Genomic DNA, 22,511 nt, shown 5'->3' with positions numbered 1-22,511 from the left:
TCACGCCGTCCCGGCCGCCTCCAGGGGCTTCACACCGTCACGGCTGTCGCCCTCCAGGCGCTTGATCATGCGGCGGACGACGAGCAGCGGGATGACTCCGAAGACCCCGAAGGACATGTCGATGACGGTCCACCAGAAGGGGATCTCGCGGATCGCTCCGCAGATCAGGGCGAGCGGGATGATCCCGGCACACGCGATCATCCCGAACTCGACCACCCAGATGTTGCGGACCGGGTCGCGGTAGGGGCCGTAGAAGGCGACCGCGATCACGAGGTGGGCGAAGGCCAGCCAGTCGGTGCCGTACAGGACGAAGGGGTAGGTCGCGTCGGCCTCGTCGAGGCCGGTCCGGACCCGGGTGATCCAGTCCGTCAGGGCCGGGAAGTGCTCGGGTACGGGGGAGGCGGAGGACGTCAGAAGGTCCTCGGCCCAGTGGAGTTCGGTGACCAGCGGGAAGGCGGTCAGCCCACTGAGCACCAGACAGACGATGAAGACGACCAACCACACGCGTATGCGCCGCAAGAGGGCTCGCTCGCTCATGCCCGCAGCGTACGCTCACCATGAACACGTTCAAAAAGTGGGGCCGGTGAGCCGCACCGGCCTCTGAGGGGCACCAGGGGTGCCCCTCAGAGACCGACGACGGAGTTCCACCTCTTCGCGAAGCCGACGCGCTCCTCGGAGGTGATGTCGCGGGCGATGGCCAGCCGTTCACGCAGGGCACCGTCGGGGAAGATCAGCGGATCCTCCGCGAGCGCGGCCGTCTCCTCGTCCTTGGAGGAGGCGAGGATGTCGCGGGCGGCCGGCACCGGACAGACGTAGTTGACCCAGGTGGCCAGTTCCGCGGCGACCTCAGGCTCGTAGTAGAAGTCGACGAGCTTCTCCGCGTTGCGCTTGTGCCGCGCGAGGTTGGGGATCATGAGGGACTCCGACCAGAGCTCGCCCCCCTCCTCGGGGACCACGAACTCGATGTCCGGGTTGTCGGCCTGGAGCTGGATGACGTCCCCCGAGTAGGCCTGGCAGGCGAGCACGTCCCCGTTGGCCAGGTCCTTGATGTAGTCGTTGCCGGTGAAGCGGCGGATGTGGCGCGACCTCACCCGCCGCTCCACCTGGTCGCACATCTCGTGGAAGTCGTCGGCGGTCCAGCGGGTGATGTCGGCGCCGTTGCCCTGCATCAGCAGGGCGAAGGCCTCGTCGAGACCGGACAGCAGGGTCACCCTGCCCCGCAGGTCGTCCGCCCAGAGCTCACCCGTGTGCCGGATCTCCCTGCCGAGCCTCTCCCGGTTGTACGCGATCCCGGTGATGCCGGACTGCCAGGGCACACTGTGCGACCGCCCCTGGTCGAAGGCGGGCGCGCGCAGCTGGGGGTCGAGGTGCTCGGCGACGTTCGGCTGCCGCGACCGGTCCATCTCCTGCACCCAGCCGAGCCGCACGAAGCGCGCCGCCATCCAGTCACTGATGACGACGAGGTCCCGGCCCGTCGGCTGGTGGTTCATCAGCGCCGGACTGATCTTCCCGAAGAACTCGTCGTTGTCGTTGATCTCCTCGGTGTAGGTGACGGAGATCCCCGTACGGCGTGCGAACGCGTCGAGCGTGGGCCGCTTCGACTCGTCCTCGTCGTCGGTGTCGATGTAGAGGGGCCAGTTGGCGAAGTGCAGCAAGTGTTCGCTGTCCGACCGGTCGCGGCCGGCCCGGTCGCCGGGCTCCACGTAGGCGGCGGGCACGCCGCAGGCGGCCAGAGCGGCACCGGCCGATCCGACGCCGAGGGCGCGCAGGAGGGAACGACGGGGCATGAGGTGGTCCGGAATCGAGCGCACCCGCGCAGCATGGCGGTCCGGCGCCGCGCCGGGCAATGGACCAACCGTCCAGCGGGAGCAGCCGGTTGCGCACATCCTGCCCATGTCGCCGGCGCACGGAACGAGGACACGTGAAACGGAGACACGCGGAACGGGCACACGGGGCACGAGGCACGCGAACGAGGACGCGCGAACGGCCCCGGGCGACGCCCGGGGCCGTTCGTCACCGCTGCACTCCGGTCAGTCGTCGAGCGACGTCATGACGTGCTTGATGCGGGTGTAGTCCTCGAAGCCGTACGCGGAGAGGTCCTTGCCGTACCCGGACTTCTTGAACCCGCCGTGCGGCATCTCGGCGACGAGCGGGATGTGGGTGTTGATCCACACACAGCCGAAGTCGAGCTTCTTGGACATCCGCATCGCGCGGGAGTGGTCCTTGGTCCACACCGAGGAGGCCAGGGCGTACTCGACGCCGTTGGCGTACTCGACGGCCTGCGCCTCGTCCGTGAAGGACTGGACGGTGATGACGGGCCCGAAGACCTCGTGCTGGATGATCTCGTCGTCCTGGCGGAGGCCGGAGACGACGGTCGGGGCGTAGAAGTAGCCCTTGTCGCCGACCCGGTGGCCGCCCGCCTCGACCTTGGCGTGCGCGGGGAGCCGCTCGATGAAGCCGCTGACCTGCGTCAGCTGGTTGGCGTTGTTGAGCGGGCCGTACAGCACGTCCTCGTCGTCCGGCAGGCCGGTCTTCGTGTCGGCCGCCGCCTTGGCGAGCGCGGTGACGAACTCGTCGTGGATGGACTCGTGGACCATGACACGGGTCGCGGCCGTACAGTCCTGGCCCGCGTTGAAGTAACCCGCCACCGAGATGCCCTCGACGGCCTTGGCGATGTCGGTGTCCTCGAAGACGACGACCGGGGCCTTGCCCCCGAGCTCCAGGTGGACCCGCTTGACGTCCTTGGCGGCGGACTCGGCGACCTGCATGCCGGCCCGCACCGAGCCGGTGATGGAGGCCATCGCCGGGGTCGGGTGCTCCACCATCGCGCGGCCGGTGTCGCGGTCGCCGCAGATGACGTTGAAGACGCCCTTGGGAAGGATCTGCCCGATGATCTCGGCGATCAGCACGGTCGACGCCGGAGTGGTGTCCGAGGGCTTGATGACGACGGTGTTGCCCGCGGCGAGCGCCGGGGCGAACTTCCACACGGCCATCATCATCGGGTAGTTCCACGGCGCGACCTGGGCGCAGACGCCCACCGGCTCGCGGCGGACGATGGAGGTGAGCCCCTCCATGTACTCGCCGGCCGAACGCCCTTCGAGCAGCCGGGCGGCACCCGCGAAGAACCGGATCTGGTCCACCATCGGCGGGATCTCTTCGGTGCGGGTGAGGGCCAGCGGCTTGCCGGTGTTCTCCGACTCCGCCGCGATGAGGTCCTCGGCCCTCTCCTCGAAGGCGTCCGCGATCTTCAGCAGCGCCTTCTGTCGTTCGGCGGGCGTCACGTCGCGCCAGGCGGGGAACGCCGCCGCGGCGGCGTCCATGGCGGCATCGACGTCGGCCTGTCCGGAGAGCGGTGAGGTCGCGTAGACCTCTTCCGTCACCGGGTTGACCACGTCGATGGTCCGCCCGTCCGCGGCGTCCCGGAACTCTCCGTTGATGTAGTTGCGCAGGCGGCGCACCTCGGTGGTCACGACCACCCCTCCTGTCGGCTGTCCGATGGGTGAGACTTCCACCCTAGACCGTTCGGTGACGCTTTCGACATACCCAACCGCCGTCTCCTTCGGATTCAGTCAGATTCAGGCATGCAGACAACGAAATTCATTGATTCAGGCTTGCCAGACAGACGAGTCGCGGTGCACAGTGGGGTTGTGGCCAGCCGTAGCGCAGACTCCAGGAACGGGAGCGGATCGTCACCAGCGGTCGATGCCGTCTCCCTCGCAATCATCGAGCAGCTCCAGGAGGACGGGCGGCGTCCGTACGCCGCGATCGGAAAGGCCGTCGGCCTTTCCGAGGCCGCCGTGCGCCAGCGCGTCCAGAAGCTGCTCGACCAGGGCGTGATGCAGATCGTCGCCGTCACGGACCCGCTCACCGTGGGACTGCGGCGCCAGGCGATGGTCGGCATCAACGTCGAGGGCGACCTCGACCCGGTGGCCGAGGCCCTGTCGGCCATGGCCGAGTGCGAGTACGTGGTGATGACCGCGGGCTCCTTCGACCTCATGGTGGAGATCGTCTGCGAGGACGACGACCACCTGCTGGAGACGATCAACAAACGCATCCGGGCCATACCCGGTGTGCGCTCCACCGAGAGCTTCGTCTACCTCAAGCTCAAGAAGCAGACCTATATGTGGGGAACCCGATAGCCGTGAGCAAGGACCTCAGCCGAACCGCGTACGACCACCTGTGGATGCACTTCACCCGCATGTCGGACTACGAGAACGCGCCCGTTCCCACCATCGTGCGTGGCGAGGGCACCTACATCTACGACGACAAGGGCAAGCGCTACCTCGACGGTCTCTCCGGCCTGTTCGTCGTCAACGCCGGACACGGCCGCCACGAGCTCGCCGAGACCGCGTACAAGCAGGCGCAGGAACTGGCCTTCTTCCCGGTGTGGTCCTACGCCCACCCCAAGGCCGTCGAGCTCGCGGAGCGGCTGGCCCACCACGCCCCGGGCGACCTCAACAAGGTCTTCTTCACCACCGGTGGCGGTGAGGCGGTCGAGACCGCATGGAAGCTGGCCAAGCAGTACTTCAAGCTCAAGGGCAAGCCGACCAAGTACAAGGTCATCTCGCGCGCGGTCGCATACCACGGCACCCCGCAGGGAGCCCTGTCGATCACCGGACTGCCCGCGCTCAAGGCCCCGTTCGAGCCGCTGGTGCCCGGTGCGCACAAGGTGCCGAACACCAACATCTACCGCGCCCCGCTCTTCGGCGACGACCCGGAGGCCTTCGGCCGCTGGGCCGCCGACCAGATCGAGCAGCAGATCCTCTTCGAGGGCCCGGACACCGTCGCGGCGGTCTTCCTGGAGCCCGTGCAGAACGCCGGCGGCTGCTTCCCGCCCCCGCCCGGCTACTTCCAGCGGGTGCGCGAGATCTGCGACCGGCACGACGTGCTCCTCGTCTCCGACGAGGTCATCTGCGCGTTCGGCCGCCTCGGCACGATGTTCGCCTGCGACAAGTTCGGCTACGTACCGGACATGATCACCTGCGCCAAGGGCATGACCTCGGGCTACTCCCCCATCGGCGCCTGCATCATCTCCGACCGGCTGGCCGAGCCGTTCTACGAGGGTGACAACACCTTCCTGCACGGTTACACCTTCGGCGGCCACCCGGTGTCCGCCGCGGTGGGTCTCGCCAACCTCGACATCTTCGAGCGCGAGGGCCTCAACCAGCACGTCCTCGACAACGAGAACGCGTTCCTGACGACACTGCAGAAGCTGCACGACCTGCCGATCGTCGGCGACGTCCGCGGCAACGGCTTCTTCTACGGCATCGAGCTGGTGAAGGACAAGGCCACCAAGGAGACCTTCACCGACGAGGAGACCGAGCGCGTCCTCTACGGCTTCCTCTCCAAGGCGCTGTACGAGAACGGCCTCTACTGCCGGGCCGACGACCGCGGCGACCCGGTCGTCCAGCTCGCGCCGCCGCTGATCTCCGACCAGTCGACGTTCGACGAGATCGAGGGCATCCTGCGGAACGTCCTGACGGAGGCCTGGACGAAGCTCTGACCGACGCCACCGACTGCCGGCACCACGGCTTCCGGCAGTCATTTCATACGGACCACGCGGCCCGGATGCACCCGTTCGAGTGAGAAGGGGGGCGTCCGGGCCGCGTACTGTCCCGACACCTCGCTTCGGCTGCCTAGCGTGCCGAGTGACCGATCGGCCTCTTTTTCGTTGTATTCGTTCCCCCGTAGGGGGGAACAGGAAAACTGATCCGAACCGAGGTGTACGCCATGGTGGCCCCGCCCGACAACGACGTGATCTGGGCACGTTCCCTGCACCACTCCCACAACGGATCGCCGGGGCTCGGTGGTGTCTCCCTCGGCGTCCGTGACGGCGAGGTCCTCGCCGTGGCCGGGCCCCGCGGGTGCGGGAAGACGACCCTGCTGCACTGCCTCTCCGGCCAGCTGGTGCCCGACCAGGGCGAGGTCTGGTTCAACAGCGTGCCCGTCCACACCATGGGCCCCCGGCTCCGCGAACAGCTCCGCAGGGACAGGTTCGGCTGGATCGCGGCCGAGCCGCAGCTCGTGCCGGAGCTCAGCACCTGGGAGAACGCCGCGCTGCCGCTGCTGCTGCGGGGCGTCTCGCACCGGGCCGCGAAGAAGGCCGCCACGGAGTGGCTGGAGCGCCTGGACATCGGGCCTCTCGCCAAGAAGCGGCCCCACACCCTGCTCCAGTCGCAGCGCCAGCGGATCTCCGTGGCCCGCGCGCTGGCCGCGTCGCCGTCCGTGATCTTCGCGGACGAACCGACCGCGTCCCTGCACCACGCCGAGCGCGCGCAGCTCCTGCGCACGCTCACCACCGCGGCACGGTCCCACGGGATCACCGTCGTGCTCGCCACCCACGACGCCGAGGTCGCCGCACTCGCCGACCGGGTGGTCAGCATGCTGGACGGCCGCCGTGTCAACACCGTCTCCCTGCCCGCCGCGCCCGATACGGAAGGCCGCTCGGCGTGCTCGCTCTCCGTCTGACCCGTGGCTCGCACCCCCTCGTCCTGATGCGCCGGCTGCTGCTCGCCGCCGCGTCGGCCGGGGTCGGGTTCCTGCTCCTGTGCACCCTGGGGTACGCCTCCGGGCATCCGGCGCACGCGTCGAGCTCCGTCCTGCGGCTGCTGTGGTGCGCCGTGCCGCTCGCCGCGACCGTGCAGTTCGCGGTCGCCGTCGCGCGCACGGATCCGAGCACCCGCCCGAGGCCCGCGCTCTTCGCCGCAGGCCTGGGCCCGGCCCGTCTCGCGGTGCTGGCGGCGATCTCGACGGCGGTGTCCACCACGCTGGGGTCGGTGGTGGCGCTGCTCTTCTTCCTCCATCTGCGCGGCGATCTGACCGGACTGCCGTTCGACGGCGGTGCGGCGGAGTTCCTCGGCGCGGGCACCCCGCTGCCGCTCGCCGCGGCGCTGACGCTGCTGGCCGTCGTCCCGCTGGCCGCGTCCGCCGCCGGCGGTCTCGCCCTGCGCTCCAGGCCGGTCGCGCCGTCCGAGGCCCAGGAGACCGAGGCGGATCTCGCGCCGTCCCCGACGCCGACGGGGCTGCCCTGGGGAGTCGCGCTCACCGCGGCCGGTCTCGCGGTCGAGGCGTACGCGAGCCGCGGCTCGGCGGGCAGCCCCTTCCCCTTGCCGGGGCGGCTGGACGCCACCCCCACGGCCGTCCTCGTGGGCTGGACGCTCACCGCGATCGGTCTGGCCATGGCGGGGCCCGGCCTGACCTACCTGTGCGGACGGCTGCTCCAGGCGGTGCGCCCGGGAGCCGTACGGCTCCTGGCGGGCAGGGTCCTGATGGATGAGGCCTCCCGCATCGGCCGTCCGCTGGGAATCGTCTGCGCCGTGGCGTCCGGGGTGATCGCCGCCTCCGTGCTGTACACGGGCGGACCCCGCCCCTTCGGCCCGCTCACCGCGCTCGGCGCCGTCCTCGTCATCGGCTGCACCCTGGCCACGCTGCTGACCACCGCGCTGGAGGCCAAGCAGGCCCGTGCCCGGACGGCGGCGACGCTGCTGCGGCTCGGCGCCCCGGCGTCCGCGCTCCGGACCGCCGCCGCCCTGCGGGCCTTGGTGCTGCTGGCCGTCTTCGCGCCGCTGACCTGGGCGATCGCGGAGCTCGCAGCGCTGCCTCTGACGGGGTGACACCCGCCGCCCGGGGCGGTACGTAGCATGGCGGCGTGGAGAATCCGGACGAGAACACCTACCCGCCGGGCGTCGAGATCGAGACGCTCACCGCTTTCGACCGGGCCGTCGCGGCCGGGACCCTCGCGGGCCACCGCATCCAGTCCGTCGACCTGACCGACCGGGGCGAGGCGCTCCTGGCGACCGACACCCGGGGCGCCGTCTTCCTCGGCTGCCGTATGGAGCCCCGCGCCGACGCGAAGATACGCGGCGACGGGGCCTTCGTCTTCCCGCCGGTGCCCGGCCTGCCCTTCGACCCGTACCGCGGGCTGCTCTACACCCCTCAGGCGCTGTACGAGGGCCTGTCGGAGGGCGGTTACGGGGCGACCCCGGACGCGCGGGCGTACGGCTGGTTCCAGCTCACCAAGGCGAACGGCGACGTCTTCGCCTCGATGCTGCGGGCCCTGCACGACGACGCGGTCTCCGACGCCCTGGACGAACACCTCGTCGGGGCGCGCGTGGTGGGCGTGATGGGCGGCCACGCGATGGCCCGGGGCTCCGAGGCGTACCGCGGTGCCGCCGTGCTCGGCAGGGAGCTGGCCCGCAGCGGTCTGACCGTGGCGACCGGCGGTGGCCCGGGTGCCATGGAGGCGGCCAACCTCGGCGCGTACGCGGCGCCGCACTCCGACGCCATGCTCCTCAAGGCCTGCGAACTGCTCGCCTCTGCCCCGTCGTTCAGCCCTTCGGTCACGGACTGGGCGAAGGCCGCGTTCGCCGTGCGGGAACGCTGGCCCGACGGGGGTTCCTCGGTCGCGATCCCCACGTGGTTCTACGGTCACGAGCCGCCGAACGCCTTCGCGGACAACATCGCCAAGTACTTCGCCAACGCCGTGCGCGAGGACGGGCTGCTGGCCCGCTCCACCGCCGGCGTGATCTTCCTCCCGGGCGCCGCCGGGACCGTGCAGGAGATCTTCGACAACGCGACGCCGAACTACTACGAGTCGCGTTCCGCGCCCACACCGATGGTGCTGGTGAACCGCGCGCACTGGACGGAGAAGCTGCCCGCCTGGCCGCTGCTGAGCGCGCTGGCGGAGGGCCGGGCCATGGAGTCCCGGATCGCGCTCGTCGACACGGTGGAGGAGGCGGCCGGGGCGCTCGCCCGGCTGACGGGCTGACCCGGACCGGCCGGGTTCAGCGGGCGGCGAGCCGGGCGTCGAGTGCGTCGAAGAACGCCTCCCAGCCGTCCTCGGCCGCCGCGTACTGCTCGGGTGTGAGATGGCCGCCGCGCTGGCGGAAGACCATCTCGGTGGACTTCCGGCCCAGCTCGGTCAGGGTGACGGTCACGGTCTCCCCCTCGATGTCCTCGGGCGCGCTCCCGTCCTTCAGGGTGAAGACGAGCCTCTCGGGGGCCGTCACCTCCCGGTAGACACCGTGGAAGGGCATCTCCACGCCGGGGACCAGGATGACCAGGCTCCACGCACCGCCCGGCACGACGTCCATCGACACCCGGTCCAGCGGCACGTCGGCTTCGCCCCCGTACCAGGCGGCGAAGTCCTCGGGGACGGTCCAGGCCTCGAAGACCCGGTCTCGCGGAGCCGCGACGACTCGGGTGATGTCGATGCCCTCGCGTGCTGACTCGGCCATGGCCCTGTTCCCTTCCGACGCCTCGGCCCCCTGCCCGTCCAGAGGACCAGGCTCCGGGGACGAACGCCAGCGGACGGGTCAGCCCGGGGGAAGGAGCGCCGCCCCACCGGTCAGGCCGGGGGGAGGACCACCGTCTCCGCCGGGTCGAAGGCCACGCCGACGACGGCTCCCTCGTCCGGGGTGTCCCTCAACCCGCACTCCGCCTCCAGGGCCGGGCCGTCCACGGGGTGCAGGAGCACGGTGACGTGGTGGCCGCGGAAGGTGCGGACGCCCACCGTGCAGCGCAGGCCGTCCTTCGGGCTCCCGATCCGGACGCCGCCCGGCCGCACGAGCAGCTCGCACGCGCCCTGGGGCGAGCCGTCCGGCACCGGCACCTTGCCCCAGGCGGTGTCGGCGGCCGTGCCCGTGACCACGGCGTCGACCAGGTTGTCGAAGCCGAGGAAACGGGCGACGAACGCCGACGCGGGCTGCTGCCAGACCTCCAGGGGGGTGCCCGCCTGGGCGATGCGGCCGTCCCGCATAACCACGACCCGGTCGGCGAGCGCGAAGGCCTCGCCCTGGTCGTGGGTGACGGCGAGGACCGTGGTGCCCAGCCGGCCGAAGAGGGTGCGGAGTTCGACGACGAGCCGTTCACGCAGGCTCCGGTCCAGCTGTCCCAGCGGTTCGTCCAGCATCAGCAGCCTCGGGCGGGGCGCCAGGGCCCGGGCGAGCGCCACCCGCTGCTGCTCGCCCCCGGAGAGCGCGGTGACCGCCCGCCGGCCGGCTCCGGGCAGGCCGACCAGGTCCAGCAGTTCGTCGGCCCGGCGGTCGCGCTCGGCCCGGGGGACGCCGTGCATCCGCAGACCGAAGGCGACGTTGGCGCCGGCGTCCCGGTGCGGGAACAGCTGGTGGTCCTGGAACATCAGCCCGAGCCCTCGCCGGTGCACGGGCAGCGGCGCCTGGTCCTCCCCGTCCAGCAGCACCCGCCCGCCGTCCAGGGGCTGCAGCCCGGCCACGGCACGCAGCAGCGTCGACTTGCCGCTGCCGCTCGGCCCCAGCACACAGACGATCTCGTGGTCCGCGACCTCCAGGTCCACCGCGTCCAGCGCGGTCCGCCCCCCGAACCGGACCGTGGCGGTCTCCACTGCCAGCATCTCTAGAACTCCCCGGATCGGTCGGTGCGGATACGTTCGAGCAGGAGCAGCGACACCGCGCAGACGAGCATCAGAATCGTGCTCAGGGCCATGGCCTGGCCGTAGTTGAGCTCTCCCGAGCGACCCAGCAGCCTGGCCACGGCGACGGGCAGGGTGGGGTTGTCGGGGCGGGCGATGAAGACGGTCGCCCCGAACTCCCCGAGCGACACGGCGAAGGCGAAGCCCGCGGCGACCAGCACCGCCCGTCGGACGAGCGGCAGGTCCACCTCGCGCCAGGCCCGCAGCGGCGACGCGCCGAGCACCGCGGCGGCCTCCCTCAGCCGGTCGTCCACGGCGCGCAGGACGGGCAGCATCGTGCGTACGACGAAGGGGACACCCACCAGCGCCTGCGCGAGCGGGACGAGGATCCAGGACGTCCGCAGGTCGAGCGGCGGCTCGTCCAGCGTGATGAGGAAGCCGAAGCCGACGGTGACGGCGGAGACGCCGAGCGGCAGCATCAGCAGCGCGTCGAAACCCCGTACCAGACGGCCCGCCCGCCGGGTCAGCGCGGCGGCCGCGAGGCCGCCGACCACCAGGGCGATGAGGGTCGCGACCAGCGCGTAGCGCAGCGAGTTGCCGATGGCGTCGAGCGGCGGGACCAGGAAGGTGGAACCGTTGGCGTCGACGGACTGCAGTGCGCGGTAGAAGGCGAGTCCGTAGCCGCCGGAGGTGTCGAAGGAGCGCTCCACCAGCACGCCGAGGGGCAGCAGGATGAGCAGGAGCACCGTCAGCAGGACGCCGCCGAGCAGCGCCCGCTGTCCGGCTCCCCGGGGCGGCCGGGCGGTCTGCGCCGGGTCGACCAGCCTCAGGGCGGTCTCCCTGCGCCGCACGGTCCACGCGTGCACGGCGAGGATCCCGCCCACGGCGGCGAACTGGACCAGGGTCAGCACCGCGGCCGTCGGCAGGTCCAGCAGCTGCGCGGTCTGCCGGTAGATCTCCACCTCCAGCGTGGAGTAGGCCGGACCGCCGAGGATCTGGACCACTCCGAAGGAGGTGAACGTGAAGAGGAAGACCATCAGCGCCGCGGCGGCCACGGCCGGGGCCAGCGCGGGCAGGGTCACCCGCCGCCAGGCGGCGAAGCGGCCGGCCCCGAGCACCCGGGCGGCCTCCTCCTGGCGGGGGTCGAGCTGTGACCACAGGCCGCCCACGGTCCGTACGACCACGGCGTAGTTGAAGAACACATGGGCGAGCAGGATCGCCCACACGGTCGTGTCGAGCCTGACCCCCCAGAGCTCGTCGAGGAACCCGCCGCGTCCCAGCAGGGCGAGGAACGCCGTGCCCACCACGACCGTGGGCAGGACGAACGGCACGGTCACCACGGCGCGCAGCACCTGTTTGCCGGGGAAGTCGAAGCGGGCGAAGACGTAGGCTCCCGGCAGCGCGATCAGGAGGGTGAGCGCGGTGGAGGCGAGAGCCTGCCAGGTCGTGAACCAGAGGACGTCCAGGATGTCCGGCCGGCTCAGCACCGTGCCGATCCGGCCGAACTGCCAGTCTCCCCCCGCCTTCAGCCCCCGGCCGACGATCGCGACGACCGGGTAGGCGAAGAACAGCGCGAAGAACGCGACGGGCACGGCCATCAGGCCGAGCCGCACCGCGTTACCCCCGCCCGCGGGCCGCGCGGCTACTTCACGACGAGCGAGGACCACGACTGGACCCACTGCTCACGGTTCTTGGCGATCTTCTCCGGGTCCACCGTCGCCGGCTTGTCGACGGACGCACCGAACTTCGTGAAGAGCTCCGGCAGCTTCGCGTCCTTCGCCACCGGGTTCACGAACATGTTCAGCGGCATGTCCTCCTGGAACTGCTTGCTGATCAGGAAGTCCAGCAGTGCCTTGCCGCCCGCCTCGTTCCTCGCACCGTCCAGGAGGCCGGCGAACTCGATCTGGCGGAAGCAGGTACCGGTGGCGACCCCGGTCGGCGCCTCGGTGGGCCGCGGATCGGCGTACAGCACCTCGACGGGCGGGCTGGAGGCGTACGAGACGACGAGCGGACGGTCGGCCTTGGCCTTCTTGCCGCCCGCGGAGCCCGAGAACTCCTCGTTGTACGCCTGCTCCCAGCCGTCGACGGTCTTGACCCCGTTGTCCTTCAGCTTCTTCCAGTAGTCCTGGTAGCCGGTCTCGCCGTAGGTGGCGACGGTACCGAGGAGGAAGCCGAGGCCGGGCGAGGAGGTCGCGGCGTTCTCGGTGACGAGGAGGTTCTTGTACGCGGGCTTCAGCAGGTCGTCGAAGGACTTCGGCGGGTCGAGCTTCTTGTCGGCGAAGTACTTCTTGTCGTAGTTGACGCAGATGTCGCCGGTGTCGACGGGCGTGACCCGGTGGTCCGCGTCGAGCTGGGTGTCGGCCTCGACGCGGTCGAGGCCCTTCGCCTCGTACGGCGTGAACAGGCCGTTGTCCAGGGCGCGGGAGAGCAGGGTGTTGTCGACGCCGAAGAACACGTCGCCCCGGGGGGAGCCCTTGGTCAGGATCTCCTGGTTGAGCGCGGCTCCGGCATCACCGCTCTTGAGCACCTTGACCTGGTAGCCGGTCTCCTTCGTGAACGCCTTGAGGACGGCGTCCGAGGCGTTGAACGAGTCGTGGCTGACCAGCGTGACGGTCTTGGAACCGGCCCCCGTGTCACCGGAAGCCTTGTCGTCGGAACCGCCGCAGCCCGCGAGCACGGTGACGCCGAGCGCGGCGGCGAGCGCCGTCGCCGCGTACTTCGTGGTGGTGTTCATGTGATTCCTCCTGGAGGTGACCAGGAAGAGACGCGGCCCCGCCCGCTCGTGAGCGGGCAGGGCGCAACAGCTTGAGTAAGGTCCGAACTTCCTACCCGGAATGACCCGGGCGAGGTTCAGAGGGTCTGCGGCCGACCTGTCCTCGGTGCCGCACTCTCAGCGCTGTGGCGCTCCCCTGTCGGAATATGAAGTTGATTTCGGGGCCAGGCTACACCGGTCGGATCACGCCGGACCGGCCGGATCGAACCGGCCCGGCGGAACCCCCTCAGCGCTCGGAGGCCGCCAGCTGCCCGCAGGCGCCGTCGATCTCCTGGCCACGGGTGTCGCGGACGGTCACCGGCACCCCATGGGCGGCGATGGCCTCGACGAAGGCCTTCTCGTCCTCGGGCCGCGAGGCGGTCCACTTCGAGCCCGGGGTCGGGTTCAGCGGGATGAGGTTGACGTGCACCCGCTTGCCCTTGAGCAGACGGCCCAGCCGGTCGCCCCGCCACGCCTGGTCGTTGATGTCGCGGATCAGCGCGTACTCGATGGAGATACGGCGGCCCGACTTCTCCGCGTACTCCCACGCGGCGTCCAGGACCTCACGGACCTTCCAGCGGGTGTTCACGGGGACGAGGGTGTCGCGCAGCTCGTCGTCCGGGGCGTGCAGCGAGACCGCGAGGCGGCACTTGAAGCCCTCGTCGGCGAAGCGCAGCATCGCCGGCACGAGGCCCACCGTGGAGACGGTGATCCCGCGCTGCGAGAGCCCCAGGCCGTCCGGCTCGGGGTCCGTCAGCCGGCGGATCGCCCCGACCACACGCTTGTAGTTGGCCAGCGGCTCGCCCATGCCCATGAAGACGATGTTGGACAGCCGGGCCGGCCCGCCCGGGACCTCGCCGTCCCGCAGCGCCCGCATGCCGTCCACGATCTGGTGCACGATCTCGGCGGTCGACAGGTTGCGGTCGAGCCCCGCCTGCCCGGTCGCGCAGAACGGGCAGTTCATCCCGCAGCCCGCCTGCGACGAGATGCACATGGTCACCCGGTCCGGGTACCGCATGAGGACGGACTCGACGAGCGTGCCGTCGTGCAGCTTCCAGAGCGTCTTGCGGGTGGTGTCGTCGTCACAGCTGATATGGCGCATGACCGACATCAGATCCGGGAACATCGCCTCCGCGAGCTTGTCGCGCGACGCGGCCGGGATGTTGGTCCACTCCGCCGGGTCGTGCGCGTACCGCGTGAAGTAGTGCTGCGACAGCTGCTTGGCGCGGAAGGGCTTCTCGCCGGTCGCGGCGACTGCTTCCTTGCGCTCGTCGGGCGTGAGGTCGGCGAGGTGCCGCGGCGGCCGCTTGGCTCCACGGGGCGCGACGAAAGTGAGTTCTCCGGGCTTAGGCATGGTTCCTCCAGTGTTACAGACACGCCGTGGTCCCAGAGACCTCCGCAGGCCCAGGAGGGGCGAGGGGCCGGGGGCCCCGGGCGTCACCGGCCGCCATCAGCCGACGTGGGCGCCTCTCGACGGCCCCGGAACGGCCCGGCGCACGCGCGGGGACCGTGACCGATCGCACGGCGGACAGCGGGAGGTGCGGTCACCTGCTGGCGATCTGGAAGCGCGTACGCGTACGCCGTCGTCACCGGCGTCACACATTCCCCGGTGAGGTCCCTGGCCCGGCTTCGGCGGCCGGATCGCCGTCATGAAGACGGCGAATTCCACACCGCCGGTATCGGTGGGCGACCCACAGGCGTCCAGAGGCGCGGGCCCCGGTATCCACACGCCGCGTGTCCCCGCCCGGAGCGTGGGCACACGCAGCGCATGACCCCTCACATGCCGTTCGCGGTCGAACTCGCCGAGCGCTGGCAGGGCCCGCCCTGGTTCCGATGGGCTTTCCTGGGGGTGTGGGCCCTGTGCGGGGTGTACGTCCTCGTGCGGCTCCGCAGGAACGGCTGGAGGTTTCCCCGACGCCGCTGAGCAGGCACCCGCCGAGCAGAACCGCTGAGCGGCGGCCCCGGGTACACGCGAAGGGCCCGCCGTGGACGGCGGGCCCTTCGTGGGAACGCGAGGCGGAACCGGGAACGTCAGCCCGATCCGACGAACAGCACCAGCAGGAGCCACACGACCGGAGCGCTCGGCAGGAGCGAGTCGAGCCGGTCCATGATGCCGCCGTGACCGGGCAACAGCGTGCCCATGTCCTTGATGCCCAGGTCCCGCTTGATCATGGACTCACCCAGGTCGCCCAGCGTGGCGCTGGCGGCGACCGCGAGCCCCATCAGCAGACCCTGCCACCAGGTCCCGTCGTCGATCAGGAACTCCATGCACAGGGCGCCGGCCACCATCGCGAAACCGACGGCACCCAACAGACCCTCACGGGTCTTCCCGGGGCTGATGCGCGGAGCCAGCTTGTGCGTCCCGAAGCGCCAGCCCACGGCGTACGCACCGGTGTCGCTGACCACGGTGAGCAGCAGGAACGTCAGCACACGCCACGCACCGTCGTCCGCGGTGAGCATCATCGTGACGAACGTCGCCAGGAAGGGCACGTAGAAGACGGCGAAGACACCCGCCGTGACGTCCTTGAGGTATCCCTCGGGCGGCTCCGTCATCCGCCAGACGAGCACCGCGAGCGCGGTGAGCGCCATGGCGACCCAGGCACCCTCCGCCTCCCGCACATAACCGGCGACCACCATCGCGGCGCCGCCGACGGCGAGCGGCACGAGGGGGGCGTTGATGCCCTTGCGCTCCTTGAGGCGGGAGGTGAGCTCCCAGAGGCCCACCACCACCGCCAGCACGACCACACCGACGAAGACGGCCTTCACGATGAAGAGGGAGCCGGCGACGAGGGCACCGAGACCGACACCGACCCCTATGGCGGCGCGCAGGTCACGCCCCGCCCGCTTCTTGGGCGGCGGGGACGGCAGCGGGGTGGACATGGGCTCCTGCGGCTTCTCGTCACGGAACAGGGGGCCGCTGACGCGCGCGGCGCCCCCGTTCCGGTCGTCGCGGTCGTCAGCGTCTCTACCTGCGTCGGGAACGTCCGGCACGATGGGCATGGGCCGAGTCTGCTGGGCGCCGTGCACATCGTATGCAGGACCCGCCGGAGCGGCCCCCATCTCGGGAGCGCTCCAGTATCCGGCTCCCTGCGGGGCGCCCCAGGAAGAGTCGTTCATCAGACTTCGAGCAGCTCGGCTTCCTTGTGCTTGAGCAGCTCGTCCACCTGCGCCACGTACTTCGCGGTGGTGTCGTCGAGCTCCTTCTCCGCGCGGCGGACCTCGTCCTCGCCGGACTCCTTGTCCTTGACGAGCTTGTCGAGCGACTCCTTGGCCTTGCGGCGGATGGAGCGGATCGAGATCTTGGAGTCCTCGGCCTTGGTCTTGGCGACCTTGATGTACTCCTTGCGGCGGTCCTGCGTGAGCTCGGGGAACGTCACACGGATGATGTTGCCGTCGTTGCTCGGGTTGACCCCGAGGTCGGAGTCACGGATCGCCTGCTCGATGTTGCGCAGCGCCGTCTTGTCGAACGGGGTCACCACGGCCATCCGCGGCTCGGGGACCGAGAACGAGGCCAGCTGGTTGATCGGGGTCAGCGCGCCGTAGTAGTCCGCGACGATCTTGTTGAACATCGCCGGGTGCGCACGGCCGGTGCGGATCGCGGCGAAGTCCTCTTTCGCGACGACGACGGCCTTCTCCATCTTCTCCTCGGCCTCGAGGAGGATTTCTTCGATCACCACGTGCTCCTGCGTGTCTTGATCGGACCCGGCATCGTCGGGTCCTGCGGATCCTGCGTCGCGTCCTCACCTGCACGGTGTCCGACCGGCAGGCCGTTGTCCATCTCGTGGGCCGTCAGGCCCGGGTGCTCTCGTCGCTCACCAGCGTGCCGATCTTCTCACCCTTGACCGCGCGGGCGATATTGCCCTCCTGGGTCAGTTCGAAGACGAGGATCGGGAGCTGGTTGTCACGGCAGAGGGTGATCGCGGTGGCGTCGGCGACCTTGAGGTCGCGGGCGATCACCTCGCCGTACTCCAGGGCGTCGAACTTCACCGCGCCGGGGTTGGTCCTCGGGTCGGAGTCGTAGACCCCGTCCACGCCGTTCTTCCCCATCAGCAGCGCCTCGGCGTCGATCTCCAGGGCGCGCTGGGCGGCGGTCGTGTCGGTGGAGAAGTACGGCATCCCCATGCCGGCACCGAAGATCACGACGCGTCCCTTCTCCAGGTGCCGTACGGCACGGAGCGGGATGTACGGCTCCGCGACCTGGCCCATGGTGATGGCGGTCTGGACGCGTGAGTCGATGCCTTCCTTCTCCAGGAAGTCCTGCAGCGCCAGGCAGTTCATGACCGTGCCGAGCATGCCCATGTAGTCGGACCGCGCCCGGTCCATGCCGCGCTGCTGGAGCTCGGCGCCACGGAAGAAGTTTCCGCCGCCGATGACGACGGCGATCTCCGCGCCGTCGCGTACGACCGCGGCGATCTCGCGGGCGATGGCGTGCACGACATCGGGGTCGACACCGAGGCCTCCGCCACCGGCGAAGGCCTCGCCGGACAGCTTCAGCATGAAGCGTCCGGAAATCGTGCCGTCGTCGCGCTTGTGGTCACCCTGTGTGGCGTCCGCGCCCTTGTTCATGGAGATTCTCCTCGTGCACATACGAAGAAGGCCATTGCCGGTGGGTCTGTTGTCCCTCAGCGGCAATGGCCTCCTCGTCAGATCTGCGGTCGTCCGGCTAGGTGCGGCCGTCGACTGCACCAGACCCTATCGGGGTCCACCGTTGTTCGCGGACGGACTCAGATGCCGACCTTGATACGCGTGAAGCGCTTCAGGGTGACACCGGCCTCGTCCAGGACCTTCTGGACGGACTTCTTGTTGTCCAGCGCGTAGGGCTGGCCGAGGAGGGTGGCCTCCTTGAAGAAGCCGTTGACGCGACCCTCGACGATCTTCGGGAGCGCGGCCTCCGGCTTGCCCTCGGCGCGCGTGGTCTCCTCGGCGACGCGGCGCTCGGCCTCGACGACCTCGGCCGGGACGTCCTCGCGGGACAGGTACTTCGGGGCGAAGGCGGCGATGTGCTGCGCGAGGCCCTTGGCCAGCTCGGCGTCGGCCTTGTCCAGCTCGACCATGACACCGATCTGCGGGGGCAGGTCGGGCATGGTGCGGTGCATGTACACGGAGACGTAGGCACCCTGGAACTGCGCGAAGCGGTCCAGGACGATCTTCTCGCCGAGGTTGGCGTTGGCCTCGTCCACGTACGCCTGGACGGTCTTGCCGGGCTCGATCTCGGAGGCGAGGAGCGCCTCGATGTCGGCCGGGGAGGTCGCGGCGACGTGGGCGGCGAGCGTGTTGGCGACGGCCTGGAACTTGTCGCCCTTGGCGACGAAGTCCGTCTCGCACTTCAGCTCGAGCAGGACGCCGGACGTCTTGTCCTCGGCGAGGAGGGAGACGACGGCACCGTTCTCGGCGGAACGGCCCTCGCGCTTGGCGACGCCCTTCTGGCCCTTGATGCGGAGCGCCTCGACGGCACCGTCCACATTGCCGTCGGCCTCGTCGAGCGCCTTCTTGCAGTCCATCATGCCGGCGCCGGTGAGCTCGCGGAGCTTCTTGACGTCAGCGGCGGTGTAGTTCGCCATGAGTCTGTTTCTCTCTCGAAGTCTGAAAGATCTACGGGTGAACGGCGGGGGCGGTGCCAGTGCACCGGCCCCCGCCGTCATTCAGCCGTGACTGACGGGTGTCAGGCCTGCTCGTCCGTGGCCGGGGCCTCGGCGGCGGGGGCCTCGGCGGCGGGCGCCTCGGCCTGCTCGGCAGCCTGCTCGTCGGCGGCGGCGGCCGGCTCGGCGTCGGCGGCCTTCTCGGTCTCGGCGGAGGACTGGACCTCGGCGTCGTCCTTCTTCTCGCCCGTGAGCAGGTCGCGCTCCCACTCGGCGAGGGGCTCGCCGGCGGCCTTCTCGCCCGGCTTCGAGTCACCGGTGGCGGCACCGGAGCGGGCGATGAGGCCCTCGGCGACGGCGTCGGCGATCACGCGGGTGAGCAGGGTGACGGAGCGGATCGCGTCGTCGTTGCCCGGAATCTTGTAGTCGACCTCGTCGGGGTCGCAGTTGGTGTCGAGGATCGCGACGACCGGGATGTGGAGCTTGCGCGCCTCACCGACGGCGATGTGCTCCTTCTTGGTGTCGACGATCCAGACGGCGCTCGGCACCTTCTGCATCTCGCGGATACCACCGAGGGTCTTCTCCAGCTTGGCCTTCTCGCGGGAGAGGACCAGGAGCTCCTTCTTGGTGAGGCCGGAGGCGGCCACGTCCTCGAAGTCGATGAGCTCGAGCTCCTTCAGACGCTGAAGGCGCTTGTAGACGGTGGAGAAGTTGGTGAGCATGCCACCGAGCCAACGCTGGTTGACGTACGGCATGCCGACGCGCGTCGCCTGCTCGGCGATGGCCTCCTGGGCCTGCTTCTTCGTACCCACGAACATGATGGAGCCGCCGTGGGCGACGGTCTCCTTGACGAACTCGTAGGCGCGGTCGATGTACGACAGCGACTGGAGCAGGTCGATGATGTAGATGCCGTTGCGCTCGGTGAAGATGAAGCGCTTCATCTTCGGGTTCCAGCGACGGGTCTGGTGACCGAAGTGGACGCCGCTTTCCAGCAGCTCCCGCATCGTGACGACGGCCATGGCCGTACTCCTTGAGGTGCTCGGTTGTCGCGACCGCAGGATTGCTGTCGCGCCTGACGCCCCGACGCGCCGTGCCACGAGGGACCGAGGAGCGCGGCCACCGTCCGCAGAGAGGGAGGTGGCGGGGCGTGCGAAGTCGACCCGGTGACCCGGATCGCCAGAAGAAGTGTACGGGACCCGCCGGGTGCCGGGTGACGGCGATGTCCACAACCCACCGGTCGTCCACAGATCCGGGCCGTGATCCCCGCGGGACGGGCATCCGGGAGATCGTTCCGTCATGCGCCGCTCACCAGGAAAGACCGCCGGCCGCTGCCGTGCCGCCCGCCCGGAGGCGCCGCCCGCGCCGGGCCCGTCGCGGGCGTGTGCGCCGACGGTTCCGCGGTCGGCCGGGCCCGTCCCACCGGTGACCGGCCCAGCAGCCGCCGCTCCCCCGGCCGCCGCTCCCTCTGCCGCCGCTTCCCCGGCCGGGCTCCTCGCCTGGCTCCTCGCCGGCCTGCTGGCGGCACTGCTCGCGGTCGTGCCGGGAGCGGCCACCGCCAGGGCGGCGACGGGCCCGCCGCCGCCGGGTGACATCCGGGTCTGGCCGCTCGCGGGCAGGCCCCTTGTCGTAAGGGGCTGGGAGCCCCCCGCCGGTCCCTACGGACCGGGGCACCGCGGGGTCGACCTGGCCGCCCCGCCGGGCACCCCGGTGCTGGCGGCCGCCTCGGGCCTGGTCGCCTTCGCTGGGCCGGTGGCGGGGCGCGGGGTGGTCTCGGTCGATGTGGCGGGGAGCGGGGAGCCACCGCTCCGCTTCACGTACGAGCCGGTGCGGGCGCGGGTCGCCGCGGGCGACGAGGTGACCGCGGGGCAGGTGGTGGGGGTGGTGGGGCCGGAGCCCTCCCACTGCGCCTCCGGGTGCCTGCACTGGGGGCTGCGGCGCGGTGACGTCTACCTGGATCCGCTGACGCTGCTTCCTCCGTCACTGCTGCTACGGGGCCCTTCCCGGCTGCTGCCGGTGTTCGGCGTACCCCTCACGGAGGCGGGCCCCATGCCTGCTCGGAGCGCCTGGAGCGGTGCTCAGCCCCGGACGCCGCGCAGGACCATGGCGACGGCCGTGTCCGCGACGATGCCCGGTTCCTCCGCCGCGCCCAGCTCGATCCTGCGCACCGCGGCGTCCACGGAACCCTGCAGCAGCATGGCCGCGAGCCTCGGCTCGGTGTGGCCCAGGTCGGCGAGCGCCTCGACGATCATGGCGATGAGCCCGCCGTGCGCGGCGCGGATCTTCTCCCGTGCCCCCGCGTCCAGTTCGCTGGCCGAGATCGCCACGACCGCGCGGTGGCGCCGGTCCCCGACCAGGTCGAGCTGCCTGCGCACATAGGCCTCGATCTTCGCCTCGGGGGTACCGGAGCGCTCCATCGCGTTCTCGACCTCGGCGGCCCAGACGGGGAAGTCGACGGCGCAGAGCTCCTCGACCACGGCCGCGCGGGAGCGGAAGTACTCGTAGACGGAGGACCTGGCGAGGCCGGTGCGCTCGGCGAGGGCGGGGAAGGTCAGCGCCTCCGTACCGCCCTCGGACAGCAAGGAGCGAGCGGCGTCCAGGAGGGCGCCGCGCTGCATGGTCCGGTGCTCGGCCACGGAGGCCGCTCGAATCCTGGGCACCCGTCCACTCTACGGCGGCGTCGCCTCGGAGCGGGGTCCGCGTCCGGAGCCGGGTGGCCGGAGCGGCTCGGGTTCAGCGTCCGGCGTCGGCCAGTTTCGCCCGGAGCTGGAGCACGGACTTGGTGTGGATCTGGCTGACCCTACTCTCGGTGACTCCGAGGACGTTGCCGATCTCGGCGAGGGTGAGGCCTTCGTAGTAGTACAGGGTGACCACGGTCTTCTCCCTTTCGGGGAGCGTGTTGATGGCGCGGGCGAGCATCCGTCTGAGCTCGCGGTCCTCGGCGACCTCGACCGGGTTGTCGGCCGCGGTGTCCTCCAGGGTGTCCATCAGGCTCAGCCGGTCACCGCCCTCGCCGCCGACGTGCAGCAGCTCCTCCAGGGCCACCACGTTGGCGAGCGACAACTGGCTGAAAACAGCGTGGAGTTCCTCCAGCGCGATGCCCATCTCCGCGGCGACCTCGGCCTCGGAGGGGGTGCGTCGCAGCTGGGCCTCCAGCGTGGCGTAGGCACGTTCGACGTTGCGCGCCTTCTGCCGGACGGACCGGGGAATCCAGTCCAGGGCGCGGAGTTCGTCGATCATCGCGCCGCGGATCCTGGTGATCGCGTAGGTCTCGAACTTGATGGCCCGCTCGACGTCGAACTTCTCGATGGCGTCGATCAGCCCGAAGACCCCGGACGAGACGAAGTCCGCCTGCTCCACGTTGGACGGCAGCCCCACACTGACCCGGCCGGCGACGTACTTCACCAGGGGTGAGTAATGCAGGATCAGCTGCTCCCGCAGCCGCTCGTCGCCCGTGGTCTTGTACGAACGCCACAACTCGTCGAGCGAGGAGGGGGCGGGAGGGCGCACAGTGCCACGCGCAGCCGGTGGTACTGCCGCGCGGTCAGACCCGGAGGTGTGCTGGGGCATGTGGTGCCTTGAGCCGTTCTGCCGTGAAGTGCTGGGACGTGTCTCTGGGGCGGATTCCTCGTGAGCGTAGCGTGACTGAGGTGTTGCGGTGCGCGCAGGACAAAGGAGCCGTGGGGTGTGATTCGGTCCCGAATCACCCGGCCACCCCTTCGTCGCCGGACACGACCGACAGCGGGAACCGTCGGCGGTCGCACGGTTCCCGGAGGCCCGGCCGGGTGCTGCCGAG

General features: G+C 70.5%; 21 protein-coding genes and 1 pseudogene. 7 read left to right on the top strand and 15 right to left on the bottom strand.

What is annotated here, in order from left to right; all coding sequences use genetic code 11:
- From OG488_RS27430 to OG488_RS27420, 3 genes are all read right to left on the bottom strand, one after another.
- Window positions 1-537, bottom strand: coding sequence for a hypothetical protein (locus OG488_RS27430; protein ID WP_329233378.1), 537 nt, complete (start codon window positions 535-537; stop codon window positions 1-3).
- 86 nt (window positions 538-623) lie between these two features.
- A complete protein-coding gene (locus OG488_RS27425) occupies window positions 624-1,787 on the bottom strand; it encodes an ABC transporter substrate-binding protein (protein WP_329239059.1) in 1,164 nt (387 codons plus the stop codon).
- A 243-nt stretch (window positions 1,788-2,030) separates the two neighbouring features.
- Entirely contained in the window at window positions 2,031-3,470 is a 1,440-nt protein-coding gene (locus tag OG488_RS27420) for a gamma-aminobutyraldehyde dehydrogenase (protein ID WP_329233376.1), read from the bottom strand.
- A 162-nt stretch (window positions 3,471-3,632) separates the two neighbouring features.
- Between OG488_RS27420 and OG488_RS27415 the strand changes: the two genes are divergently transcribed.
- From OG488_RS27415 to OG488_RS27395, 5 genes are all read left to right on the top strand, one after another.
- Window positions 3,633-4,139, top strand: coding sequence for an Lrp/AsnC family transcriptional regulator (locus tag OG488_RS27415; RefSeq protein WP_329233375.1), 507 nt, complete (start codon window positions 3,633-3,635; stop codon window positions 4,137-4,139).
- Window positions 4,124-5,503: an aspartate aminotransferase family protein gene (locus OG488_RS27410; protein WP_329233373.1), complete on the top strand. Its 1,380-nt coding sequence runs from the start codon at window positions 4,124-4,126 to the stop codon at window positions 5,501-5,503. The genes OG488_RS27415 and OG488_RS27410 overlap by 16 nt, the downstream gene beginning before the upstream one ends.
- Window positions 5,504-5,730: 227 nt before the next feature.
- On the top strand, window positions 5,731-6,468 hold the full coding sequence (locus OG488_RS27405) for an ABC transporter ATP-binding protein (RefSeq protein ID WP_329233372.1): 738 nt from the start codon (window positions 5,731-5,733) through the stop codon (window positions 6,466-6,468).
- The gene (locus tag OG488_RS27400; protein WP_329233370.1) at window positions 6,450-7,613 is read left to right on the top strand and encodes a hypothetical protein; all 1,164 of its coding nucleotides are present in this window, start codon (window positions 6,450-6,452) and stop codon (window positions 7,611-7,613) included. Before OG488_RS27405 ends, OG488_RS27400 begins: the two co-directional genes overlap by 19 nt.
- A 35-nt stretch (window positions 7,614-7,648) precedes the next feature.
- The gene (locus OG488_RS27395; protein ID WP_329233368.1) at window positions 7,649-8,767 is read left to right on the top strand and encodes an LOG family protein; all 1,119 of its coding nucleotides are present in this window, start codon (window positions 7,649-7,651) and stop codon (window positions 8,765-8,767) included.
- Between the two features lie 16 nt (window positions 8,768-8,783).
- Here OG488_RS27395 and OG488_RS27390 read toward each other — a convergent pair whose 3' ends face one another.
- From OG488_RS27390 to rlmN, 5 genes are all read right to left on the bottom strand, one after another.
- The gene (locus OG488_RS27390; protein WP_329233367.1) at window positions 8,784-9,236 is read right to left on the bottom strand and encodes an SRPBCC family protein; all 453 of its coding nucleotides are present in this window, start codon (window positions 9,234-9,236) and stop codon (window positions 8,784-8,786) included.
- Between the two features lie 110 nt (window positions 9,237-9,346).
- Window positions 9,347-10,369 carry an ABC transporter ATP-binding protein gene (locus tag OG488_RS27385; protein WP_329233365.1) on the bottom strand — a complete coding sequence of 341 codons (1,023 nt, stop codon included), beginning with the start codon at window positions 10,367-10,369 and terminating at the stop codon, window positions 9,347-9,349.
- Window positions 10,370-10,371: 2 nt separating this feature from the next.
- Window positions 10,372-11,985, bottom strand: a complete 1,614-nt coding sequence (locus tag OG488_RS27380) for an ABC transporter permease (protein ID WP_329239056.1) — start codon at window positions 11,983-11,985, stop codon at window positions 10,372-10,374.
- 44 nt (window positions 11,986-12,029) lie between these two features.
- Window positions 12,030-13,121, bottom strand: a complete 1,092-nt coding sequence (locus tag OG488_RS27375; RefSeq protein WP_329233363.1) for a thiamine ABC transporter substrate-binding protein — start codon at window positions 13,119-13,121, stop codon at window positions 12,030-12,032.
- A 265-nt stretch (window positions 13,122-13,386) separates the two neighbouring features.
- The gene (gene rlmN, locus OG488_RS27370) at window positions 13,387-14,493 is read right to left on the bottom strand and encodes a 23S rRNA (adenine(2503)-C(2))-methyltransferase RlmN (RefSeq protein ID WP_033304082.1); all 1,107 of its coding nucleotides are present in this window, start codon (window positions 14,491-14,493) and stop codon (window positions 13,387-13,389) included.
- Between the two features lie 414 nt (window positions 14,494-14,907).
- Here rlmN and OG488_RS27365 point away from each other — a divergent pair, with 414 nt between their 5' ends.
- A complete protein-coding gene (locus OG488_RS27365) occupies window positions 14,908-15,063 on the top strand; it encodes a hypothetical protein (protein WP_329233361.1) in 156 nt (51 codons plus the stop codon).
- Window positions 15,064-15,170: 107 nt separating this feature from the next.
- Here OG488_RS27365 and OG488_RS27360 read toward each other — a convergent pair whose 3' ends face one another.
- The 5 genes from OG488_RS27360 to rpsB form a co-directional block, all read right to left on the bottom strand.
- Window positions 15,171-16,256 (bottom strand): phosphatidate cytidylyltransferase, encoded by a 1,086-nt coding sequence (locus OG488_RS27360; RefSeq protein ID WP_329233359.1) that lies wholly within the window; start codon window positions 16,254-16,256, stop codon window positions 15,171-15,173.
- Window positions 16,256-16,813, bottom strand: a complete 558-nt coding sequence (gene frr, locus OG488_RS27355) for a ribosome recycling factor (RefSeq protein WP_031100531.1) — start codon at window positions 16,811-16,813, stop codon at window positions 16,256-16,258. Before frr ends, OG488_RS27360 begins: the two co-directional genes overlap by 1 nt.
- Before the next feature lie 115 nt (window positions 16,814-16,928).
- Window positions 16,929-17,705 carry a UMP kinase gene (gene pyrH, locus OG488_RS27350; RefSeq protein WP_329233357.1) on the bottom strand — a complete coding sequence of 259 codons (777 nt, stop codon included), beginning with the start codon at window positions 17,703-17,705 and terminating at the stop codon, window positions 16,929-16,931.
- A gap of 158 nt (window positions 17,706-17,863) precedes the next feature.
- Window positions 17,864-18,700, bottom strand: coding sequence for a translation elongation factor Ts (gene tsf, locus OG488_RS27345; RefSeq protein WP_329233355.1), 837 nt, complete (start codon window positions 18,698-18,700; stop codon window positions 17,864-17,866).
- A 101-nt stretch (window positions 18,701-18,801) separates the two neighbouring features.
- Window positions 18,802-19,737: a 30S ribosomal protein S2 gene (rpsB, locus tag OG488_RS27340; protein ID WP_329233353.1), complete on the bottom strand. Its 936-nt coding sequence runs from the start codon at window positions 19,735-19,737 to the stop codon at window positions 18,802-18,804.
- A 277-nt stretch (window positions 19,738-20,014) separates the two neighbouring features.
- Here rpsB and OG488_RS27335 point away from each other — a divergent pair.
- Window positions 20,015-20,617: pseudogene (locus OG488_RS27335) on the top strand (peptidoglycan DD-metalloendopeptidase family protein); the annotation flags it as partial.
- 176 nt (window positions 20,618-20,793) lie between these two features.
- On the opposite strand, the gene OG488_RS27330 reads toward OG488_RS27335, so the two are convergent.
- Window positions 20,794-21,351 (bottom strand): TetR/AcrR family transcriptional regulator, encoded by a 558-nt coding sequence (locus OG488_RS27330; RefSeq protein ID WP_329239053.1) that lies wholly within the window; start codon window positions 21,349-21,351, stop codon window positions 20,794-20,796.
- A 97-nt stretch (window positions 21,352-21,448) separates the two neighbouring features.
- Window positions 21,449-22,285 carry an RNA polymerase sigma factor WhiG gene (gene whiG / locus OG488_RS27325; protein ID WP_329233351.1) on the bottom strand — a complete coding sequence of 279 codons (837 nt, stop codon included), beginning with the start codon at window positions 22,283-22,285 and terminating at the stop codon, window positions 21,449-21,451.
- Between the last annotated feature and the right edge of the window lie 226 nt (window positions 22,286-22,511).

It is taken from the genome of Streptomyces sp. NBC_01460, assembly GCF_036227405.1.
Taxonomy (GTDB): Bacteria; Actinomycetota; Actinomycetes; order Streptomycetales; family Streptomycetaceae; genus Streptomyces.
Note: the sequence above shows the minus strand (reverse complement) of the source record. Positions and strands in the feature narration are given on the sequence as shown.